The organism is Bradyrhizobium archetypum (assembly GCF_013114835.1).
Taxonomy (GTDB): Bacteria; Pseudomonadota; Alphaproteobacteria; order Rhizobiales; family Xanthobacteraceae; genus Bradyrhizobium; species Bradyrhizobium archetypum.
Map to the genome: position 1 here is coordinate 568,123 of NZ_JAAVLW010000005.1, position 14,978 is coordinate 583,100.

Consider the following 14,978-nt stretch of genomic DNA (forward strand, 5'->3'; position numbering starts at 1 on the left):
GCGGCATACGTCAATATGCAATGGACGAGTTCGCCGACCGCACCCCCAGCGCCGGCCCTATTTGGCCATCATGACTTCCAGGGACTCGACGGCCTCAGCAATCGCGGTGCTGTCGGCATAGATCACCATATGGCCGGCATCCCGAACGAGATGCAGCTCGGAACGACCCAACACCTGGTGTAGACGGCTAGACTGTTCGGGCTCGATGATCTGGTCCCCCGTTCCATGGAAAATATGGACCGGACATCGCATGCTCGGATAGCGAGACTGGAACCGCGCGGCTTCCGGAATGAGGAACGCACTTTCCTCCGCCGCTGCCCTCAGCTGCTTTGGCCTGAGCGTCAGGGACGATGGAAAGCCACGCTTGAAGTTTTCCGGGACAGAGTGGGGTGCAAACAGCTTGCGAATGAGGGCCGGCAAAATGGCCCATGAGATAAGCGGTGCGACCGTGTAGCGGAGCAAATCCCCGAGCACCGGTACGGCTGGACCTGACATCATCCAGAAATCCCACCGCAGGGTGGGGAAATAGTATCCGGAGGCAAGCACAACACCGCGGATCGGGTACTCCTTTTGAAATCCGATCGCAGCAGCGACCAGTGCACCCCAGGAGTGGCCGAGCACGACGGGATCGCGCACGCCGAGCTGATCAAGCGCCTTTACAAACAGCGCCGCCTGGGACGTTGCAGTCCAGATCCGCGCGCGCGGTCGCTGGCTGTATCCGAACCCCGGTCGATCAAAGCATATGACCCGGCTGCGGCTGGCAAGACGATCCACAATTCCGCTGATGATGAAATCCTGGATCATCGTGCCGTTGCCATGCAACAGCACGACGCACCGAGCTGCCGGGTCACCCCGTTCGAGGTAATGCAGCCGCACTCCGTCGCACTCGATGAAACGGCCGATTGGTGGGTTCTTCCGTTCGGCCATGAACGAGAACAGTATATTCCCGATTACCAGAACAACGAGAGCACCGACGGTGACTACGAAGATGGCTTCGGCAGTGGACATTCGCTGAGCCTCGTGGCGTGCGTAGCGATCCGAATTGCGGCGGGCGAAGAGCCAGTCTGCGGCATAACCGCGACATGTTGCCGACGTTCCTAACCATTCGTTGCGAACCAAACGAGGAGCGCGGAAAAGATCGGGAAGCTTGGAACGCTCCCACAACGATTGCGTTGCCCGGGACGGAGCTGGGGGAAGTCATCAACCTGCAATCAGCGGAGACATAAGATGGCAAACCCACGCCAAGGGGAGAAGTCTACCCAAGGTATGGAAGACGCAGCCCGCCGCGCCGGCGAGAAGGCTGCTGAACAGACCAGCCGGTTTGGACAAGCTGCAGCCGAGCAGACGACGCGCGTCGGACAGGCTGCGGCCGAGGCTGGCGAGGAAGTGGCCCGGGCAAGTGCTAGCCTATTCCAGCAAAACGCCGAGACACTACAGAACACCTGGCGCTTCGGCCTGGATATGGCGACGACCGTCATGGGGCGATCCACGGAGCAACTTGGTCGTACGCTCGGGCTGTCAGGAGAGGGAGTGCAACAGGCAACTGAACGATCGGCCCGCAACGCGCAAACCATCCTTTATACCGGCACAACTGCTGCCAAAGTGATGGGTGGGATCTCGCAGGAATATCTGCAGTTGGTTCGTCATCAGGTCGAGACGAGCATGGACCGCATGAATGAATTGTTTGCCTGCCGAACTCCGCAGGAACTTGCAGCCGTTCAGACCGACTTGGTCCGTGACACCGTGGGATCTGTTCTGGAGAGCAGCCGCCGGATAGCCGACATGTCGCTCAAATTGGCCGACGATGCCGGAAAGCAGATCAAGCAAAACATGGAGGAGATGCGGCATGCCGCCTAGTGCGGCCGTTCGGCTCAGCATTTAGGAGAGCGGTCAGGTTCGGCCGCTCTTCCACTTTATCGGCATAGTCAGAAGCCACACATCAGCACGACCGGAGCGCGCCGTCCTCGCGCATCATCTCGACCAGCATGCCCTCGCGCAAGCCCCGGTCGGCGACGCGAAGCCGCGGTAATGGGAAAGCGTCGCGGATCGCGTCGAGAATGGCGCAGCCGGCCAGCACCAGATCGGCGCGCTCGAGACTGATGCAATTATTGTTGGCACGCTGCTGATAGCTCATGCCGAGCAGCCGTTGGATGACGGCAGTGACGTCGGAACCGTTCATCCAGATGCCGTCAATGCGCCGGCGATCGTAGCGCGCCAGATTGAGGTGAACACCGGCGAGCGTGGTCACGGTGCCTGAGGTGCCCAGCATATGCATGTCGCGCAAATCCGTGCCGTGCTCGGCGGCAAACGGCGCCACATATTGCGCGACTTCGCGCACCATGCCTCCGTAGGCTTCAGCCGTCACGTCGCGCCCGCCGAAATGCTCGGCCAGCGTGACGACGCCGAGCGGAATCGAGATCCACGCCTTGATCCGTGGCGGCGCATTCTGTTCGGCGGGATCGCGTTCGATCCGCACCAGTTCGGTCGAGCCGCCGCCGATATCGAACAGGATCGCGCCCCGCCCTCTCGCATCGAGCAGCGGCGAGCAGCCGATCACCGCCAGCGTCGCCTCGGTCTCGCGATCAATCACCTCGAGTCGGATGCCGGTCTCTCGCGCAACGCGGGCGCGAAAGCTGTCGGCATTGGCGGCGGCGCGGCAGGCTTCGGTTGCGATCAACCGCAGGCGCTTGGCCTTGCGGTAGCGGATCTTGTCGCTGCAGATGCTGAGCGCCGCGATGGCGCGCTCGATCGCCGCCTCGCTGATGGAACCGGTTGTGGAGATACCTTCGCCAAGCCGGATGATCCGCGAAAAAGAATCCACCACGCGAAAGCTATCGCCGACCGGGCTGGCGATCAAAAGCCGGCAATTGTTGGTGCCGAGGTCGAGCGCGGCATAGACACCGTTTGCCGCTGCCGCCGCAACCGACCCTGGCGGGCTTGCGCAGGCCCTAGGACCATCGCGGAGCCGCGTATCGTCATCCATCAAACCTGTCTTTCCGCAGGCACCTGTCCGGACCCGCCGAAGAAAATCACCGTTCACGGAAACTTTAGCAGCGCCAAGGGGGTACGCAACAACCCATCACATAGGACTATGCCCAATCAGGCGTTGTCGGGGTTGACACGGTACGTTATCTGAGCGGGAACCCGCGAAACCCATTGAATCCAAGGGATTCCTACGCATTTCAGGTGCTTTTCCATGCAAGATCAGACGTCGGCCTCCGTCCTGGACAACGCTATCGCACTGCAAAAATACGGTGTGGGGCAGCCGGTGCGCCGCAAGGAAGACGACACGCTGGTGCGCGGCAAGGGCAAATACACCGACGATTTCACCCTGCCCGGCCAGGCCTATTGCTGGATGGTTCGCTCCAGCCATGCCCACGGGATCATCAAGGCGATCGACACGGCTGCCGCCAAGGCCATGCCCGGCGTGCTCGGCATCTGGACCGGCAAGGACCTCGAAGCGGCCGGCTACAACCCCTTCACCTGCGGCCTGCCGCTGAAGAGCCGCGACGGTTCGCCGCTATTGCAGACTAACCGTCTGGCGCTGCCGACCGACAAGGTGCGTTTTGTTGGCGACCCCGTGGCTTTCGCTGTCGCGGAAACGCTGGCGCAGGCGCGCGACGCGGCGGAGGCCGTCGAACTCGACATTGAGCCGCTGCCGGCGGTGACCGACGCTGCGGAGGCCGCCAAGCCCGGCGCGCCGCAGCTTTACGATCACATTCCGAACAACGTCGCGCTCGATTATCATTATGGCGACAGCGCCAAGATCGACGCCGCGTTCGCCAGCGCCGCGCATGTGACCAGGCTCGACATCGTCAACACCCGCGTTGCCGTGGTGTCGATGGAGCCGCGCGTCGCGCTCGCCGCCTATGACAAGGCGGCCGAACGCTTCACGCTGCAGGTGCCGACGCAGGGCGTTTCCGGCAACAAGGTGATGCTGGCCAGAATCCTTAACGTGCCGAACGACAAGGTGCGCGTCCTGACCGCCAATGTCGGGGGCTCCTTCGGCATGAAGAACGTCAACTATCCCGAATATACCTGCATCCTGCACGCTGCGAAGGTGCTGGGCCGTCCGGTGAAATGGACCGACGAGCGGTCGACCAGTTTTCTCTCTGACAGTCATGGCCGCGCGCAGCTCATCCACGCCGAGTTGGCGCTCGATGCCGACGGCAGGTTTCTCGCGGTGCGGCTCTCGGGCTACGGCAATCTCGGCGCCTACATCACCGGCGTGGCGCCGGGGCCGCTGTCGCTCAATACCGGCAAGAATCTCGCCAGCGTCTACCGCACGCCCCTGCTCGGCGTCGACATCAAGACCGTCTTGACCAACACCACGCTGATGGGCGCCTATCGCGGCGCCGGCCGGCCCGAGGCCAACTACTACATGGAGCGGCTGATCGACCGCGCCGCCGACGAGATGGGCATCAACCGACTGACGCTGCGCAAGCGCAACTTCATCAAGCCGTCGCAACTGCCGTTCGCAGCGGCATCCGGTGTCACCTATGACAGCGGCGATTTCGCCGGCGTCTTCAACAAGGCGCTGGAGATTTCCGACCATGCCAATTTTGCCAAGCGCAAGAAGGAGAGCAGGAAGAAGGGCAAGCTGCGCGGCATCGCCGTCGGCTCCTACCTCGAAGTCACCGCGCCGCCGAGCGGCGAGCTCGGCAAGATCAGCTTCGAGCCTGACGGTTCGGTGAAGCTGACGACCGGCACGCTCGATTACGGCCAGGGCCACGCCACGCCGTTCGCGCAGGTGCTCTCGGCGCAGCTCGGCATTCCCTTCGAGAAGATCGCCATCGAGCAGAATGACAGCGATCTCGTCCGCTTCGGCAACGGCACCGGCGGGTCGCGCTCGATCACCGCCACCGGCCAGGCGATTGTGGAGGCCTCCGCGCTGGTGATCGCGAAGGGCAAGCAGGCGGCCGCGCATCTTTTGGAAGCCTCCGAAGGCGACATCGAGTTCGCAGGCGGCCGCTTCACCATCGCCGGCACCGACCGCTCGATCGGCATCATGGATCTGGCCAAGCGCCTGCGCGAGGGCAAGATGCCCGAAGGCGTGCCGCTATCGCTCGACGTCGACCATGCCACCAAGGACACGCCGTCCACCTTCCCCAATGGCTGCCATGTCGCGGAAGTGGAGATCGATCCCGAGACCGGCGTCGTAAAGATCATCCGCTATTTCGCGGTCAATGATTTCGGCACGGTGGTCAATCCGATGATCGTCGCCGGCCAGTTGCATGGCGGCGTCGCGCAGGGCATCGGCCAGGCGCTGATGGAGCAGGTCAGCTACGACGCCAATGGCCAGCCGATCACCGGCTCGTTCATGGATTACGCGCTGCCGCGGGCGGAAGACATTCCGCCGATGCAGATCGGCGACCACCCCTCGCCCGCCAAATCCAATCCGCTGGGCACCAAGGGCTGCGGTGAAGCCGGCTGCGCCGGCAGCCTCGTCTGCATCGTCAACGCGGTGATCGATGCGCTGTCGGAGTATGGGATCAAGCAAATCGATATGCCGCTCACGCCCGAACGGGTGTGGCGCGCGATCCAGGATGCGAAAAAGGCGGCGGCATAGGGCCGCGCTGTTCGCCATACACACAACTGTCATCGCCCGGCTTGACCAAGCGACCCAGGATTCCAGAGACGCTCGTGTAGAACCGTGCCGGCCTCGGCGTACTGGATTCCCGCCTGCGGGGAATGACAGGTGAGATTGAGGCTGAAGCATGATGAATTGCCGGGTCAAACCCGGCAATGACGATCCTTGTTACGCCGCCGCCTGCTCGCGCGGCTGGTAAATCGCGATGTGGTGGCAATGCGCCAGCGGCGTCATGCCGTTGCCGACGACGAGCGCGTCAAGCTCGACGAAGCGGTGGCCCTTCTTGTCGTAATTGCCGATCACTTTCGCCCGCGCCGTGATGACGTCGCCGGTCTTCGCAGCCGACAAAAGCTGCATGCGGCTGCCGACGTGAATCCATGGTCCCAGGATCGCATTGTCGACCAGCACCTTGTTCATCACCCGCTGCAAGAGGCCGGGATGGCCGAGATCCTCGTTGCCGTAGATCGGATCGGCTTCCCGGATATCGGCCAAGTACTCCGTGGCCGCATCGCCCGCCCAGTCGCGCGGCGTGGTGCCGAGCCATTTGCCGACTTCATAGGAAGCAGCATTGACCGGCTTGCGCTCCGCGACAACAGCGACTTCCTTGTAGTCCGCAATTGAAACCGCAGGCGCCGAGGCCGGCAAGGAGGCGGTGCCAGTGGCGCAAAGCTGGCCGCGGCTTTTCACCTCTATCGAAAGCACGCCGTCGCTTTCGGTCGCCGTCAGCTCCGTGAGCTCGCCATCATAGACTGGCTTGACGAAACGCGCGTCGATCAGGCCATGCTCGAGGAAGGCGCGGCCCCATTTCGCCACCGGCTGGTGCATCATGTACGCCATCACGTCGACGCCCGGGACCAGCCCGCCGGAGAAGCCGAACCGCTTGGCCACGGCGTCGTCATGCATCTTGTTTTCGGATTGCTTGGCGGTGTTATAGGCGTGGACGCGGTACGGCTCGATGGACATGCCTGTTTCCCATTGTTTTTGGTTGTTTTTCCGCCGGTTATGGTACGCGCTGAATGTGCCGTGGCAAGTGTGTTCCCGGCCTCGTTTTCCTCGCATTCGGTCATCGAATAGGTTACCACGCGCGGGCAATAACGCGCTTTCGAACCGATATGCCTGACGTGAACCCCACCCGCATCTATGTCGATGCCGACGCCTGCCCTGTGAAGGACGAGATCTATCGCGTCGCTGTCAGGCACGGCCTGCCGGTCAGCGTGGTCGCGGGCAATTTCATCCGCGTGCCGCAGGATCCGCTGATCGAGCGCATCTCCGCCGGTTCCGGCATGGATGCCGCCGACGACTGGATCGCGGAGCGCGCCGGCAAGGGCGACATCGTCATCACCTCGGACATTCCGCTCGCCAGCCGCTGCGTCAAATCAGGAGCAGACGTGATCGCGCCGAACGGCAAACCGTTCACGGAAGCGTCGATCGGCATGACGCTCGCGGTGCGCAACCTGATGACCGACCTGCGCTCGTCGGGCGAAGTAACCGGCGGTCCAAAATCGTTTGCGCCGCGCGATCGCTCGGCATTCCTGTCGACGCTCGACCAGACCATCCGCCGTATCCAGCGCCAGCGGGCCGAGCTGCCTGCGCCGAACCAGGATTGAACGATGGCGCCGCCGCTGATCCAGTTGAAGGATATCAGCCTGACCTTTGGCGGCACGCCGCTATTGTCTGGCGTGGAACTGTCGGTGTCGTCGGGCGAGCGCGTCTGTCTGATCGGGCGCAACGGCTCGGGCAAATCGACGCTACTCAAGATCGCGGCAGGCCTTGTCGAGCCCGACGGCGGCAGCCGCTTTGTGCAGCCCGGCGCCACCATCCGCTATTTGCCGCAGGAGCCTGATTTTGGCGACCACAAGACCACGCTCGCCTATGTCGAGGCAGGCCTCGGCCCCGGCGACGATCACTATCAGGCGCGATACCTGGTCGAACAGCTCGGGCTTTCCGGCGATGAAGACCCCGCGCATATTTCGGGCGGCGAAGCCCGCCGCGCCGCGCTGGCGCGGGTGCTGGCACCCTCGCCCGACATCTTGCTGCTGGACGAGCCGACCAACCATCTCGACCTGCCGACCATCGAATGGCTTGAAGGCGAATTGCAGAGCCGCAAATGCGCGCTCGTCGTGATCAGCCACGATCGCCGCTTTCTCTCCAACCTGTCGCGCGCGACCGCCTGGCTCGATCGCGGCCAGATCAAGCAGATCGACCGCGGCTTTTCCGCGTTCGAAGCCTGGCGCGACGAGGTGCTGGCGGAAGAAGAGCGCGAACAGCACAAGCTCGACCGCAAGATCGTCAATGAGGAGCACTGGCTGCGTTACGGCGTCTCCGGGCGCCGCAAGCGCAACGTCAAGCGGCTCGGCAACCTGCATGCGCTGCGCGACCAGCGGCGCAATTATCGTGGCGCGACCGGCAATGCCAATCTCGCCGCGGCAGAAGCCGAGAAATCCGGCCGGCTGGTGATCGAGGCGAAGAGCATCGGCAAGGCGTTTGGCGACCGCAAGATCGTGGAAAACTTTTCGATCCGCATCCAGCGCGGCGACCGGATCGGCATCGTCGGCCCGAACGGCGCCGGCAAGACCACACTGGTTCATCTTTTGATCGGCACCGACCCGCCCGACTCCGGCACGATCCGGCTCGGCGCCAATATCGAGATGGCGACGCTCGACCAGCACCGCGAAAGCCTCGATCCGAAATCGACGCTCGCCGAAGCATTGACCGGTGGACGCGGCGACCATGTCATGGTCGGCGGCAAGCCAAAACACGTCATCGGCTACATGAAGGATTTTCTGTTCGCCGAGGTGCAGCGCGGCACGCCGCTGGAAGCGCTGTCCGGTGGCGAGCGCGGCCGGCTGATGCTGGCGCGTGCACTGGCAAAGCCGTCGAACCTTTTGGTGCTGGACGAGCCGACCAACGACCTCGATCTCGAGACGCTCGACGTGTTGGAAGAGATGCTCGGCGAGTATGAGGGCACGGTGATTCTGATCAGCCACGACCGCGACTTCCTCGACCGCGTGGTGACGTCGGTGATCGTGCCCGAGGGCCAGGGGAAGTGGATCGAATATGCCGGCGGCTATACCGACATGCTGGCGCAGCGCGGCGAGGATCTGACGCGCGAGGCAGTCAAATCGGGGTTACCTGTCGAGGAAAAGAAAGAGGCGAAGGCGGTCACGCCTTCCGCCGCGCCGAAGCGCCGGCTGAGCTTCAACGAGAAGCATGCGCTGGAGACGCTGCCGAAGACGATCGCGAAACTGCATGCCGAGATTGCAAAGCAGCAGAAGTTGCTTGACGATCCCGACCTCTACGCCAAGGATCGCAAGAAATTCGACGCGGCCTCGGCCGCGATTGCAAAGGCGCAGGAAGAGCTTTCGGCTGCCGAAGACCGCTGGCTGGAGCTTGAGGTTTTGCGCGAAGAGATAGAGCAGGCTTAAAGCGTAGGATTTCGAACAGAGAGAAGAGCATGACAACGCCCCTCGCCGCAAAAATCGCCCGCGAATACGGCACACCCTGCGCCGTCATCGACATGGACCGCGTCGAGCGCAACATCGCGCGCGTCCAGGTGGCCTGCGATACCGCCGGCGTCGCCAATCGCCCGCACATCAAGACCCACAAGAGTCCCCTGCTGGCACAAATGCAGGTCGCGGCCGGCGCCAAGGGCATCACCTGCCAGAAGCTCGGCGAGGCCGAAGTGATGGCGGAAGCCGGCATCGACGACATCCTGATCAGCTACAACCTGATCGGCGAAGAGAAGATGGCCCGTCTCGCCGCGCTGCAGGCCAAGGCGAATATGACGGTAGCGGCCGACAACTCGACAGTGATCGCCGGTCTGCCGCAAGCGGCCGCAGCATCCGGGCGTACGCTCAACGTCGTGGTGGAATGCGATACGGGCCGCAAACGCGCCGGTGTCGAGACGCCGGCTGAAGCCATTGCGCTGGCCCGCGAGATCGCAAGCTCCAAGGGGCTGCAGTTTGCAGGCTTCATGCTGTACCCGACCGAAACCGGCTGGGCCGAGGCACAGAAGTTCTTTGACGAGGCGCTGGCCGGCGTGCGCGCGCACGGCCTCGATGCGGCGATGGTTTCAACAGGCGGCTCGCCGAACCTGAAAAACCTCGGCAAGCTCAAAGGTGCGACCGAGCATCGGCCCGGCACCTACATCTACAACGACCGCATGCAGGTCGCCGCCGGCGTCGCCGAATGGGACGATTGCGCGCTGAACATCTATTCCACGGTCGTCAGCCGCGCCGGCCCGGACCGCGGCATCCTCGACGCCGGCTCGAAGACGCTGACCTCCGATCCCGGCGGCGGGCTCGACGGTTACGGGCTGATCCTGGAGCATCCGGAAGCCAGGATCGCGCGCTTTGCGGAGGAGCACGGCTTTCTCGACCTGACCCGCAGCAACACGCGGCCCAATGTGGGCGACGTCGTGCGGATCGTGCCTAATCACGTCTGCGTCGTCGTCAACATGATGGACGAGGTGGTGATGGTGCGTGGCGAGGAGATCATCGGCACGCTGCCGGTCGCGGCACGGGGGAAGTTGCGGTGAGATTGTAGGGTGGGCAAAGCGCAGCGTGCCCACCATCAAGAGCGAGCAAGTAGCGGTGGGCACGCTGCGCTTTGCCCACCTTACGATTTCTGCGGCAAGCGCCTGCATTTCACCGTCATTGCGAGCGTAGCGAAGCAATCCATTTCACCGCTTGCGGAGAATGGATTGCTTCGGCGCTCCTCGCAATGACGGGGTTAGAGTTTGCGCTCCAGCCACCTCAACGCCCCTCGTCCCGCAGCAGTCCCCGTTGCGAACGACGCCTGCAGGAGATAGCCGCCGGTCGGCGCTTCCCAGTCGAGCATTTCGCCAGCCGCGAACACGCCGGGCAAGCGGCGGAGCATAAGGGCATCGTCGAGTTCATCGAATGATATGCCGCCCGCCGTCGAAATCGCGCGCGCGATCGGCGCGATGCCGTTGAGCGTTATGGGCACCGCCTGGATCAATTGGGCCAGATCAGCAGGAGAAAGCCCAGCCAGCGACGTCCCGGATGCCTTGGCGGCCTCCTGCAACAGGCCGATTGCGACGGGCGAGAGATTTGCAGCCTTGCGGAGGAAGTTCGAGAAGGACTGCTTGCCCTTGGCAGCCGATAGTTTCGCCGTCAATTCTCCGACCGTCGCATCGGGACGCAAGGAGACGTTCAGTGTCGTCCGCCCATCGCGCAGCATCGCCTCGCGCAATTCGGCCGACAGCGCGTAGATCGCGCCGCCTTCGATGCCGGTGTGGGTGATGATGGCTTCACCGCGGACGCTGTGCTTGCCAAAAGTCAGCGCCACGCCCTTGAGCGGCTCGCCTTCAAAACGATCGCGAAAAATCTCCGACCAGGCAACCGTGAAACCGGAATTCGCCGGCCGCAGCGGCGAAATCTTCACGCCTCTTCCTGCAAGGATTTCTGTCCATGCGCCATCGGAGCCCAGCCGCGGCCAGCTTGCGCCGCCGAGCGCCAGCACGGTTGCGCGCGGTTCGACGACGCGCGCGCCGTCAGGCGTTTCGAACCGCAGACGGCCGGCTTCGTCCCAGCCGGTCCAGCGGTGACGCAGCGCCAGCTTTATGCCCTGCGAATCCAGCCGGCGCAGCCAGGCCCGCAGCAAGGGTGAGGCCTTGAAGACCTTCGGAAATACCCGGCCGCTGGAGCCGACAAACGTCTCCTGCCCCAGCGCTTCGCTCCAGTCGCGCAACGCCTGCGGCGGAAATGCTTCGATGGCGTTTTTCAGATGCGACTTTGCCTCGCGGTAGCGCGCGAGGAATGCCGGCAGCGGCTCGCTGTGCGTGAGGTTCAGCCCGCCGCGCCCGGCCATCAGGAATTTTCGGCCGCCCGACGGCATCGTGTCGTAGACCGTGACGGCGGCACCGCCACGCGCAAGGACTTCGGCCGCCATCAGGCCGGCGGGACCGGCGCCGATGATGGCGACGTGGGATAAAGTGGGGGACATGGGGCGAATGTCCGGTTGCCCAGGAGAAGGCCGTCGTTCCGGGATGGTTCGAAGGACCAGAGCTCAGGTGCGCAATTGCGCACCGGCGAATCTCGAGATTCCGGGTTCGATGCTTCGCATCGCCCCGGAACGACGAATATCTTACAACTTAATCCCCGCCCGCGCCGCGGCCTGGGCGACGTACTTCTGCGTCTGCTCGAATGCGCCCTGCAGCGCTTTCGCCTTCGATACGTCGTCAATCTCAGCAAAATGCGCCGCGATCGCGTCCGGCGTCCAATCGGACGGGGCCAGGTTGATGCCCTCGGTCTCGATGATCTTGATCACCGCGAATGAACCGGCGCCCGCGCCCATGATGGTGCGGGTCGGCGCGTCCTCGCTCAAGAGATATTCCACCGCCGGCGTGATCGCCTCGGGCTTCATTAAGGCCAGCGCCTGCGGCGGCAGCAGTTCTTCCGTCATGCGCGTCGCCGCCGTCGGCGAGATGGTGTTGACGCGGATGTTGTTCTTGCGGCCTTCTTCGGCCAGCACGTTCATCAGGCCAACCATGCCGGCTTTGGCGGCGCCATAATTGGCCTGGCCGAAATTGCCGAACAGGCCTGACGACGAGGTGGTCAGCACGATGCGCCCATAGTTGCGCTCGCGCATGCCATCCCACACTGCCTTGCAGCAGTAGAATGTACCGACGAGATGGACATCGAGCACCTTGGCAAAATCGGCGACATCCATTTTCCCGAACGACTTGTCGCGAAGAATGCCGGCATTGGCGCACAAGAGATCGACGCTGCCCCACTCTTTGGTAGCCCGCTCGACCATCGCCGTGACCTGTCCAAACTTCGAGACGTCGGCGCCGTCGGCCATCGCGATGCCGCCCGCTTTTCGGATTTCCTCGACCACGGCTTCAGCCGGCGACAGCGAGCCGCCGGTGCCGTCGCGCGCGCCGCCGAAATCGTTGACCACCACCTTGGCGCCGCGGCTCGCCAGCCCCAGCGCATGAGCCCGTCCCAGACCATTGCCCGCGCCGGTGACGATTGCGACGCGTCCGTCAAACCTGATTGCCATGAGCTGCGATTCCCGGATTCTCGTCATGCCCGGGGGCCTGCCCCCGACTTGATCGGGGGTGACCCGGGCATCCATCAAAATTGAAGAGCTTTTTTGAGCAGTGATGGATGGCCGGGTCAAGCCCGCCATGATGGGCTGAGGTCAACTGAAATAAATCAGCCCGATCCAGTCGGCGATCAGGGCGGGCTTTTCCTCGCCCTCGATCTCGACCGTGACATTAGTGCGCGAGAGCAGCTCTTTCGGCTTGCGCAGCTTGGCCTCGGCCAGCGTGAACCGGCCGCGGACCCGCGATCCGGCGCGGACCGGCGAGAGGAAGCGCAGCTTGTCAAAGCCGTAATTGACGCCCATCGAAGTGCCCTCGATGACCGGCATCACCTCGTAGGACATGATGCTCAGCAGCGACATCGTCAGAAAGCCATGCGCAATGGTGCTGCCGAACGCGGTTTCCTTTTTCGCGCGTTCAGGATCGACATGGATGAACTGATGGTCCTCGATCACGTCGGCATAAATATTGATCCGCCGTTGGTCAATCAGGTGCCACGACGACACGCCGATTTCCTGGCCGACCATGTCCTGATAGGTCGACAACGAGACCGGCGGCTTCTTCCAGACTTCATTCATTCGCTAGCTCTCCAGCCTCGGCGGTCCGCACCTTCTGCAGCTCCGGGAATTCTTCTTCGCGGAACTCGGCGCCGCGGAATGCATCGCTTCTGGCATTATCATGCTCGAGGCGGCGCAACTGGACGCGGCGGATCTTTCCGGAGATCGTCTTCGGCAGTTCCGTCACCAGTTCGATCTTGCGGATGCGCTTGAACGGCGCGAGCCTTGTGTGCAGGTGCTTGAAGATCGACAGCGCCGTCTCCGGCGAACGCTCGACGCCCGATGTCAGCAACACAAAGGCCTTGGGGATCGCGAGCCGGATCGGATCCGGGCTCGGGACGACGGCGGCTTCGGCGACCGATTCATGTTCGAGCAAAACGCTTTCCAGTTCGAACGGGCTGATGCGGTAGTCGGAGGATTTAAAAACATCATCCGAACGGCCGACAAAGGTGAGATAGCCCTCGTCGTCGGCAAACACCACGTCGCCGGAGCGATAGAGATCGCCGTCGGCCCCGCTCAGCCTGCCGTCATCGCCCTGATAGCCCTGCATCAGGCCTGCCGGGCGGTCGGCGCCGAGGACGAGTGTCACCTCGCCCTCCCTGGTGACGTTGCCGTCATGATCTGTGATCTGCACGCGGTAGCCCGGCAGCGGACGGCCCATCGAACCGACCTTGACCTTCTGGCCCGGTGCATTGCCGGCCAGCGCGGCGGTTTCGGTCTGGCCGTAGCCGTCGCGGATGGTCAGGCCCCACGCCGCCTTCACCTGGTCGATCACTTCCGGATTGAGCGGCTCGCCCGCGCCGCAGGCCTCGCGCAGGCTAACCTTGAAGTCAGCAAGCTTCTCCTGAATGAACAGCCGCCACACCGTCGGCGGCGCGCACAGCGTAGTGACGCCGCAGCGGCCGATGGTTGCAAGCAGAGCTTTTGCGTCAAAGCGCGGCTGGTTGACTACGAAGACGGTGGCGCCTGCATTCCACGGCGCGAAGAAGCAGCTCCAGGCATGCTTGGCCCACCCCGGCGAAGAGATGTTCAGATGGATGTCGCCGGGCTGCAGGCCGAGCCAGAACATCGTCGAGAGGTGGCCTACCGGATAACTGCGCTGGCTGTGTCGCACCAGCTTCGGTTTGGCCGTGGTGCCCGAGGTAAAATAAAGCAGCATCGGGTCGTCGGCATTGGTAGGGCCATCCGGAGTAAACGTCTCGGAAGCGCTCGCCGCCTCCTCGAATGGGAGCCAGCCATCGTGCGTCGCCGTCGCGCCGACTACGATGCGCACCAGATTGTCGGCACCTAAGCCGGCAAACTTTGCGACCTGATCTCCCGTTGCGACCACCGCCCTCGCCCTGCCGCGATCGAGCCGATCGCTTAACTCGTCCGGCGTGAGCAGCGTGGTGGCGGGGATCACGACGACGCCGAGCTTCATCGCCGCCAGCATGGTCTCCCATAGCGGCACGACATTGCCGAGCAGCAGCAATAGATGATCGCCGCGCTTCAGCCCCTGCGCGCGCAGGAAGTTGGCGACCTGGTTGGAGCGGCGCGACAGTGTGGCGAAGGAGAGTTTTGTTTCCCTGTCGCCGGGATCGACGATCCAGAGCGCGGTACGGTCCCGGCTTTGATGATTTTGCGCCAGTTCCGCATCGAACCAGTCGAGCGCCCAGTTGAACGGAACCGGATCGGGCCAGCGAAACCCCTTCACGGCCGCATCGTAGTCGGTTCGATGCTTGAGCAGAAAGGCGCGCGCTTCCCGGAAGGTCGTCATTGGGTC

At 63.4% G+C, this 14,978-nt stretch carries 12 protein-coding genes; 5 read left to right on the forward strand and 7 right to left on the reverse strand.

Going from position 1 to position 14,978, the window contains the following annotated elements; all coding sequences use genetic code 11:
* Positions 1–57: 57 nt before the first annotated feature.
* A complete protein-coding gene (locus HCN50_RS19185; RefSeq protein WP_171711211.1) occupies positions 58–1,008 on the reverse strand; it encodes an alpha/beta fold hydrolase in 951 nt (316 codons plus the stop codon).
* 219 nt (positions 1,009–1,227) lie between these two features.
* Between HCN50_RS19185 and HCN50_RS19190 the strand changes: the two genes are divergently transcribed.
* Complete coding sequence (locus HCN50_RS19190) at positions 1,228–1,857, forward strand: phasin family protein (RefSeq protein ID WP_171711212.1); 630 nt, start codon at positions 1,228–1,230, stop codon at positions 1,855–1,857.
* Between the two features lie 82 nt (positions 1,858–1,939).
* Here the strand turns inward: HCN50_RS19190 and HCN50_RS19195 are convergent, their stop codons facing one another.
* Positions 1,940–2,983 (reverse strand): Ppx/GppA phosphatase family protein, encoded by a 1,044-nt coding sequence (locus HCN50_RS19195; protein WP_171711213.1) that lies wholly within the window; start codon positions 2,981–2,983, stop codon positions 1,940–1,942.
* A 213-nt stretch (positions 2,984–3,196) separates the two neighbouring features.
* Between HCN50_RS19195 and HCN50_RS19200 the strand changes: the two genes are divergently transcribed.
* A complete protein-coding gene (locus HCN50_RS19200; RefSeq protein WP_171711214.1) occupies positions 3,197–5,569 on the forward strand; it encodes a xanthine dehydrogenase family protein molybdopterin-binding subunit in 2,373 nt (790 codons plus the stop codon).
* 189 nt (positions 5,570–5,758) lie between these two features.
* Here HCN50_RS19200 and HCN50_RS19205 read toward each other — a convergent pair whose 3' ends face one another.
* Positions 5,759–6,553 (reverse strand): hotdog family protein, encoded by a 795-nt coding sequence (locus HCN50_RS19205; RefSeq protein ID WP_171711215.1) that lies wholly within the window; start codon positions 6,551–6,553, stop codon positions 5,759–5,761.
* 149 nt (positions 6,554–6,702) lie between these two features.
* On the opposite strand from HCN50_RS19205, the gene HCN50_RS19210 reads away from it, so the two are divergent.
* From HCN50_RS19210 to HCN50_RS19220, 3 genes are read left to right on the forward strand one after another with little or no spacing between them, the layout of a single operon-like run.
* Positions 6,703–7,197: a YaiI/YqxD family protein gene (locus HCN50_RS19210; RefSeq protein ID WP_171711216.1), complete on the forward strand. Its 495-nt coding sequence runs from the start codon at positions 6,703–6,705 to the stop codon at positions 7,195–7,197.
* A 3-nt stretch (positions 7,198–7,200) separates the two neighbouring features.
* On the forward strand, positions 7,201–9,015 hold the full coding sequence (locus HCN50_RS19215; protein WP_171711217.1) for an ABC-F family ATP-binding cassette domain-containing protein: 1,815 nt from the start codon (positions 7,201–7,203) through the stop codon (positions 9,013–9,015).
* 29 nt (positions 9,016–9,044) lie between these two features.
* A complete protein-coding gene (locus HCN50_RS19220; protein WP_171711218.1) occupies positions 9,045–10,127 on the forward strand; it encodes a D-TA family PLP-dependent enzyme in 1,083 nt (360 codons plus the stop codon).
* Between the two features lie 194 nt (positions 10,128–10,321).
* On the opposite strand, the gene HCN50_RS19225 is transcribed toward HCN50_RS19220, so the two are convergent.
* From HCN50_RS19225 to HCN50_RS19240, 4 genes are all read right to left on the reverse strand, one after another.
* Positions 10,322–11,557 (reverse strand): BaiN/RdsA family NAD(P)/FAD-dependent oxidoreductase, encoded by a 1,236-nt coding sequence (locus HCN50_RS19225; protein ID WP_171711219.1) that lies wholly within the window; start codon positions 11,555–11,557, stop codon positions 10,322–10,324.
* Positions 11,558–11,698: 141 nt separating this feature from the next.
* Positions 11,699–12,616: an SDR family NAD(P)-dependent oxidoreductase gene (locus HCN50_RS19230; RefSeq protein ID WP_171711220.1), complete on the reverse strand. Its 918-nt coding sequence runs from the start codon at positions 12,614–12,616 to the stop codon at positions 11,699–11,701.
* 141 nt (positions 12,617–12,757) lie between these two features.
* Positions 12,758–13,237: a MaoC family dehydratase gene (locus HCN50_RS19235; RefSeq protein WP_171711221.1), complete on the reverse strand. Its 480-nt coding sequence runs from the start codon at positions 13,235–13,237 to the stop codon at positions 12,758–12,760.
* Positions 13,230–14,972: an AMP-binding protein gene (locus HCN50_RS19240; protein WP_171711222.1), complete on the reverse strand. Its 1,743-nt coding sequence runs from the start codon at positions 14,970–14,972 to the stop codon at positions 13,230–13,232. The genes HCN50_RS19235 and HCN50_RS19240 overlap by 8 nt, the downstream gene beginning before the upstream one ends.
* Positions 14,973–14,978 lie beyond the last annotated feature (6 nt).

What these genes read in the sequence shown, in the direction of transcription:
- HCN50_RS19185 (WP_171711211.1), bottom strand. Translation starts at nt 1,008, where the DNA reads ATGTCCACTGCCGAAGCCATCTTCGTAGTCACCGTCGGTGCTCTCGTT.
- HCN50_RS19190 (WP_171711212.1), top strand. Translation starts at nt 1,228, where the DNA reads ATGGCAAACCCACGCCAAGGGGAGAAGTCTACCCAAGGTATGGAAGAC.
- HCN50_RS19195 (WP_171711213.1), bottom strand. Translation starts at nt 2,983, where the DNA reads ATGGATGACGATACGCGGCTCCGCGATGGTCCTAGGGCCTGCGCAAGC.
- HCN50_RS19200 (WP_171711214.1), top strand. Translation starts at nt 3,197, where the DNA reads ATGCAAGATCAGACGTCGGCCTCCGTCCTGGACAACGCTATCGCACTG.
- HCN50_RS19205 (WP_171711215.1), bottom strand. Translation starts at nt 6,553, where the DNA reads ATGTCCATCGAGCCGTACCGCGTCCACGCCTATAACACCGCCAAGCAA.
- HCN50_RS19210 (WP_171711216.1), top strand. Translation starts at nt 6,703, where the DNA reads ATGCCTGACGTGAACCCCACCCGCATCTATGTCGATGCCGACGCCTGC.
- HCN50_RS19215 (WP_171711217.1), top strand. Translation starts at nt 7,201, where the DNA reads ATGGCGCCGCCGCTGATCCAGTTGAAGGATATCAGCCTGACCTTTGGC.
- HCN50_RS19220 (WP_171711218.1), top strand. Translation starts at nt 9,045, where the DNA reads ATGACAACGCCCCTCGCCGCAAAAATCGCCCGCGAATACGGCACACCC.
- HCN50_RS19225 (WP_171711219.1), bottom strand. Translation starts at nt 11,557, where the DNA reads ATGTCCCCCACTTTATCCCACGTCGCCATCATCGGCGCCGGTCCCGCC.
- HCN50_RS19230 (WP_171711220.1), bottom strand. Translation starts at nt 12,616, where the DNA reads ATGGCAATCAGGTTTGACGGACGCGTCGCAATCGTCACCGGCGCGGGC.
- HCN50_RS19235 (WP_171711221.1), bottom strand. Translation starts at nt 13,237, where the DNA reads ATGAATGAAGTCTGGAAGAAGCCGCCGGTCTCGTTGTCGACCTATCAG.
- HCN50_RS19240 (WP_171711222.1), bottom strand. Translation starts at nt 14,972, where the DNA reads ATGACGACCTTCCGGGAAGCGCGCGCCTTTCTGCTCAAGCATCGAACC.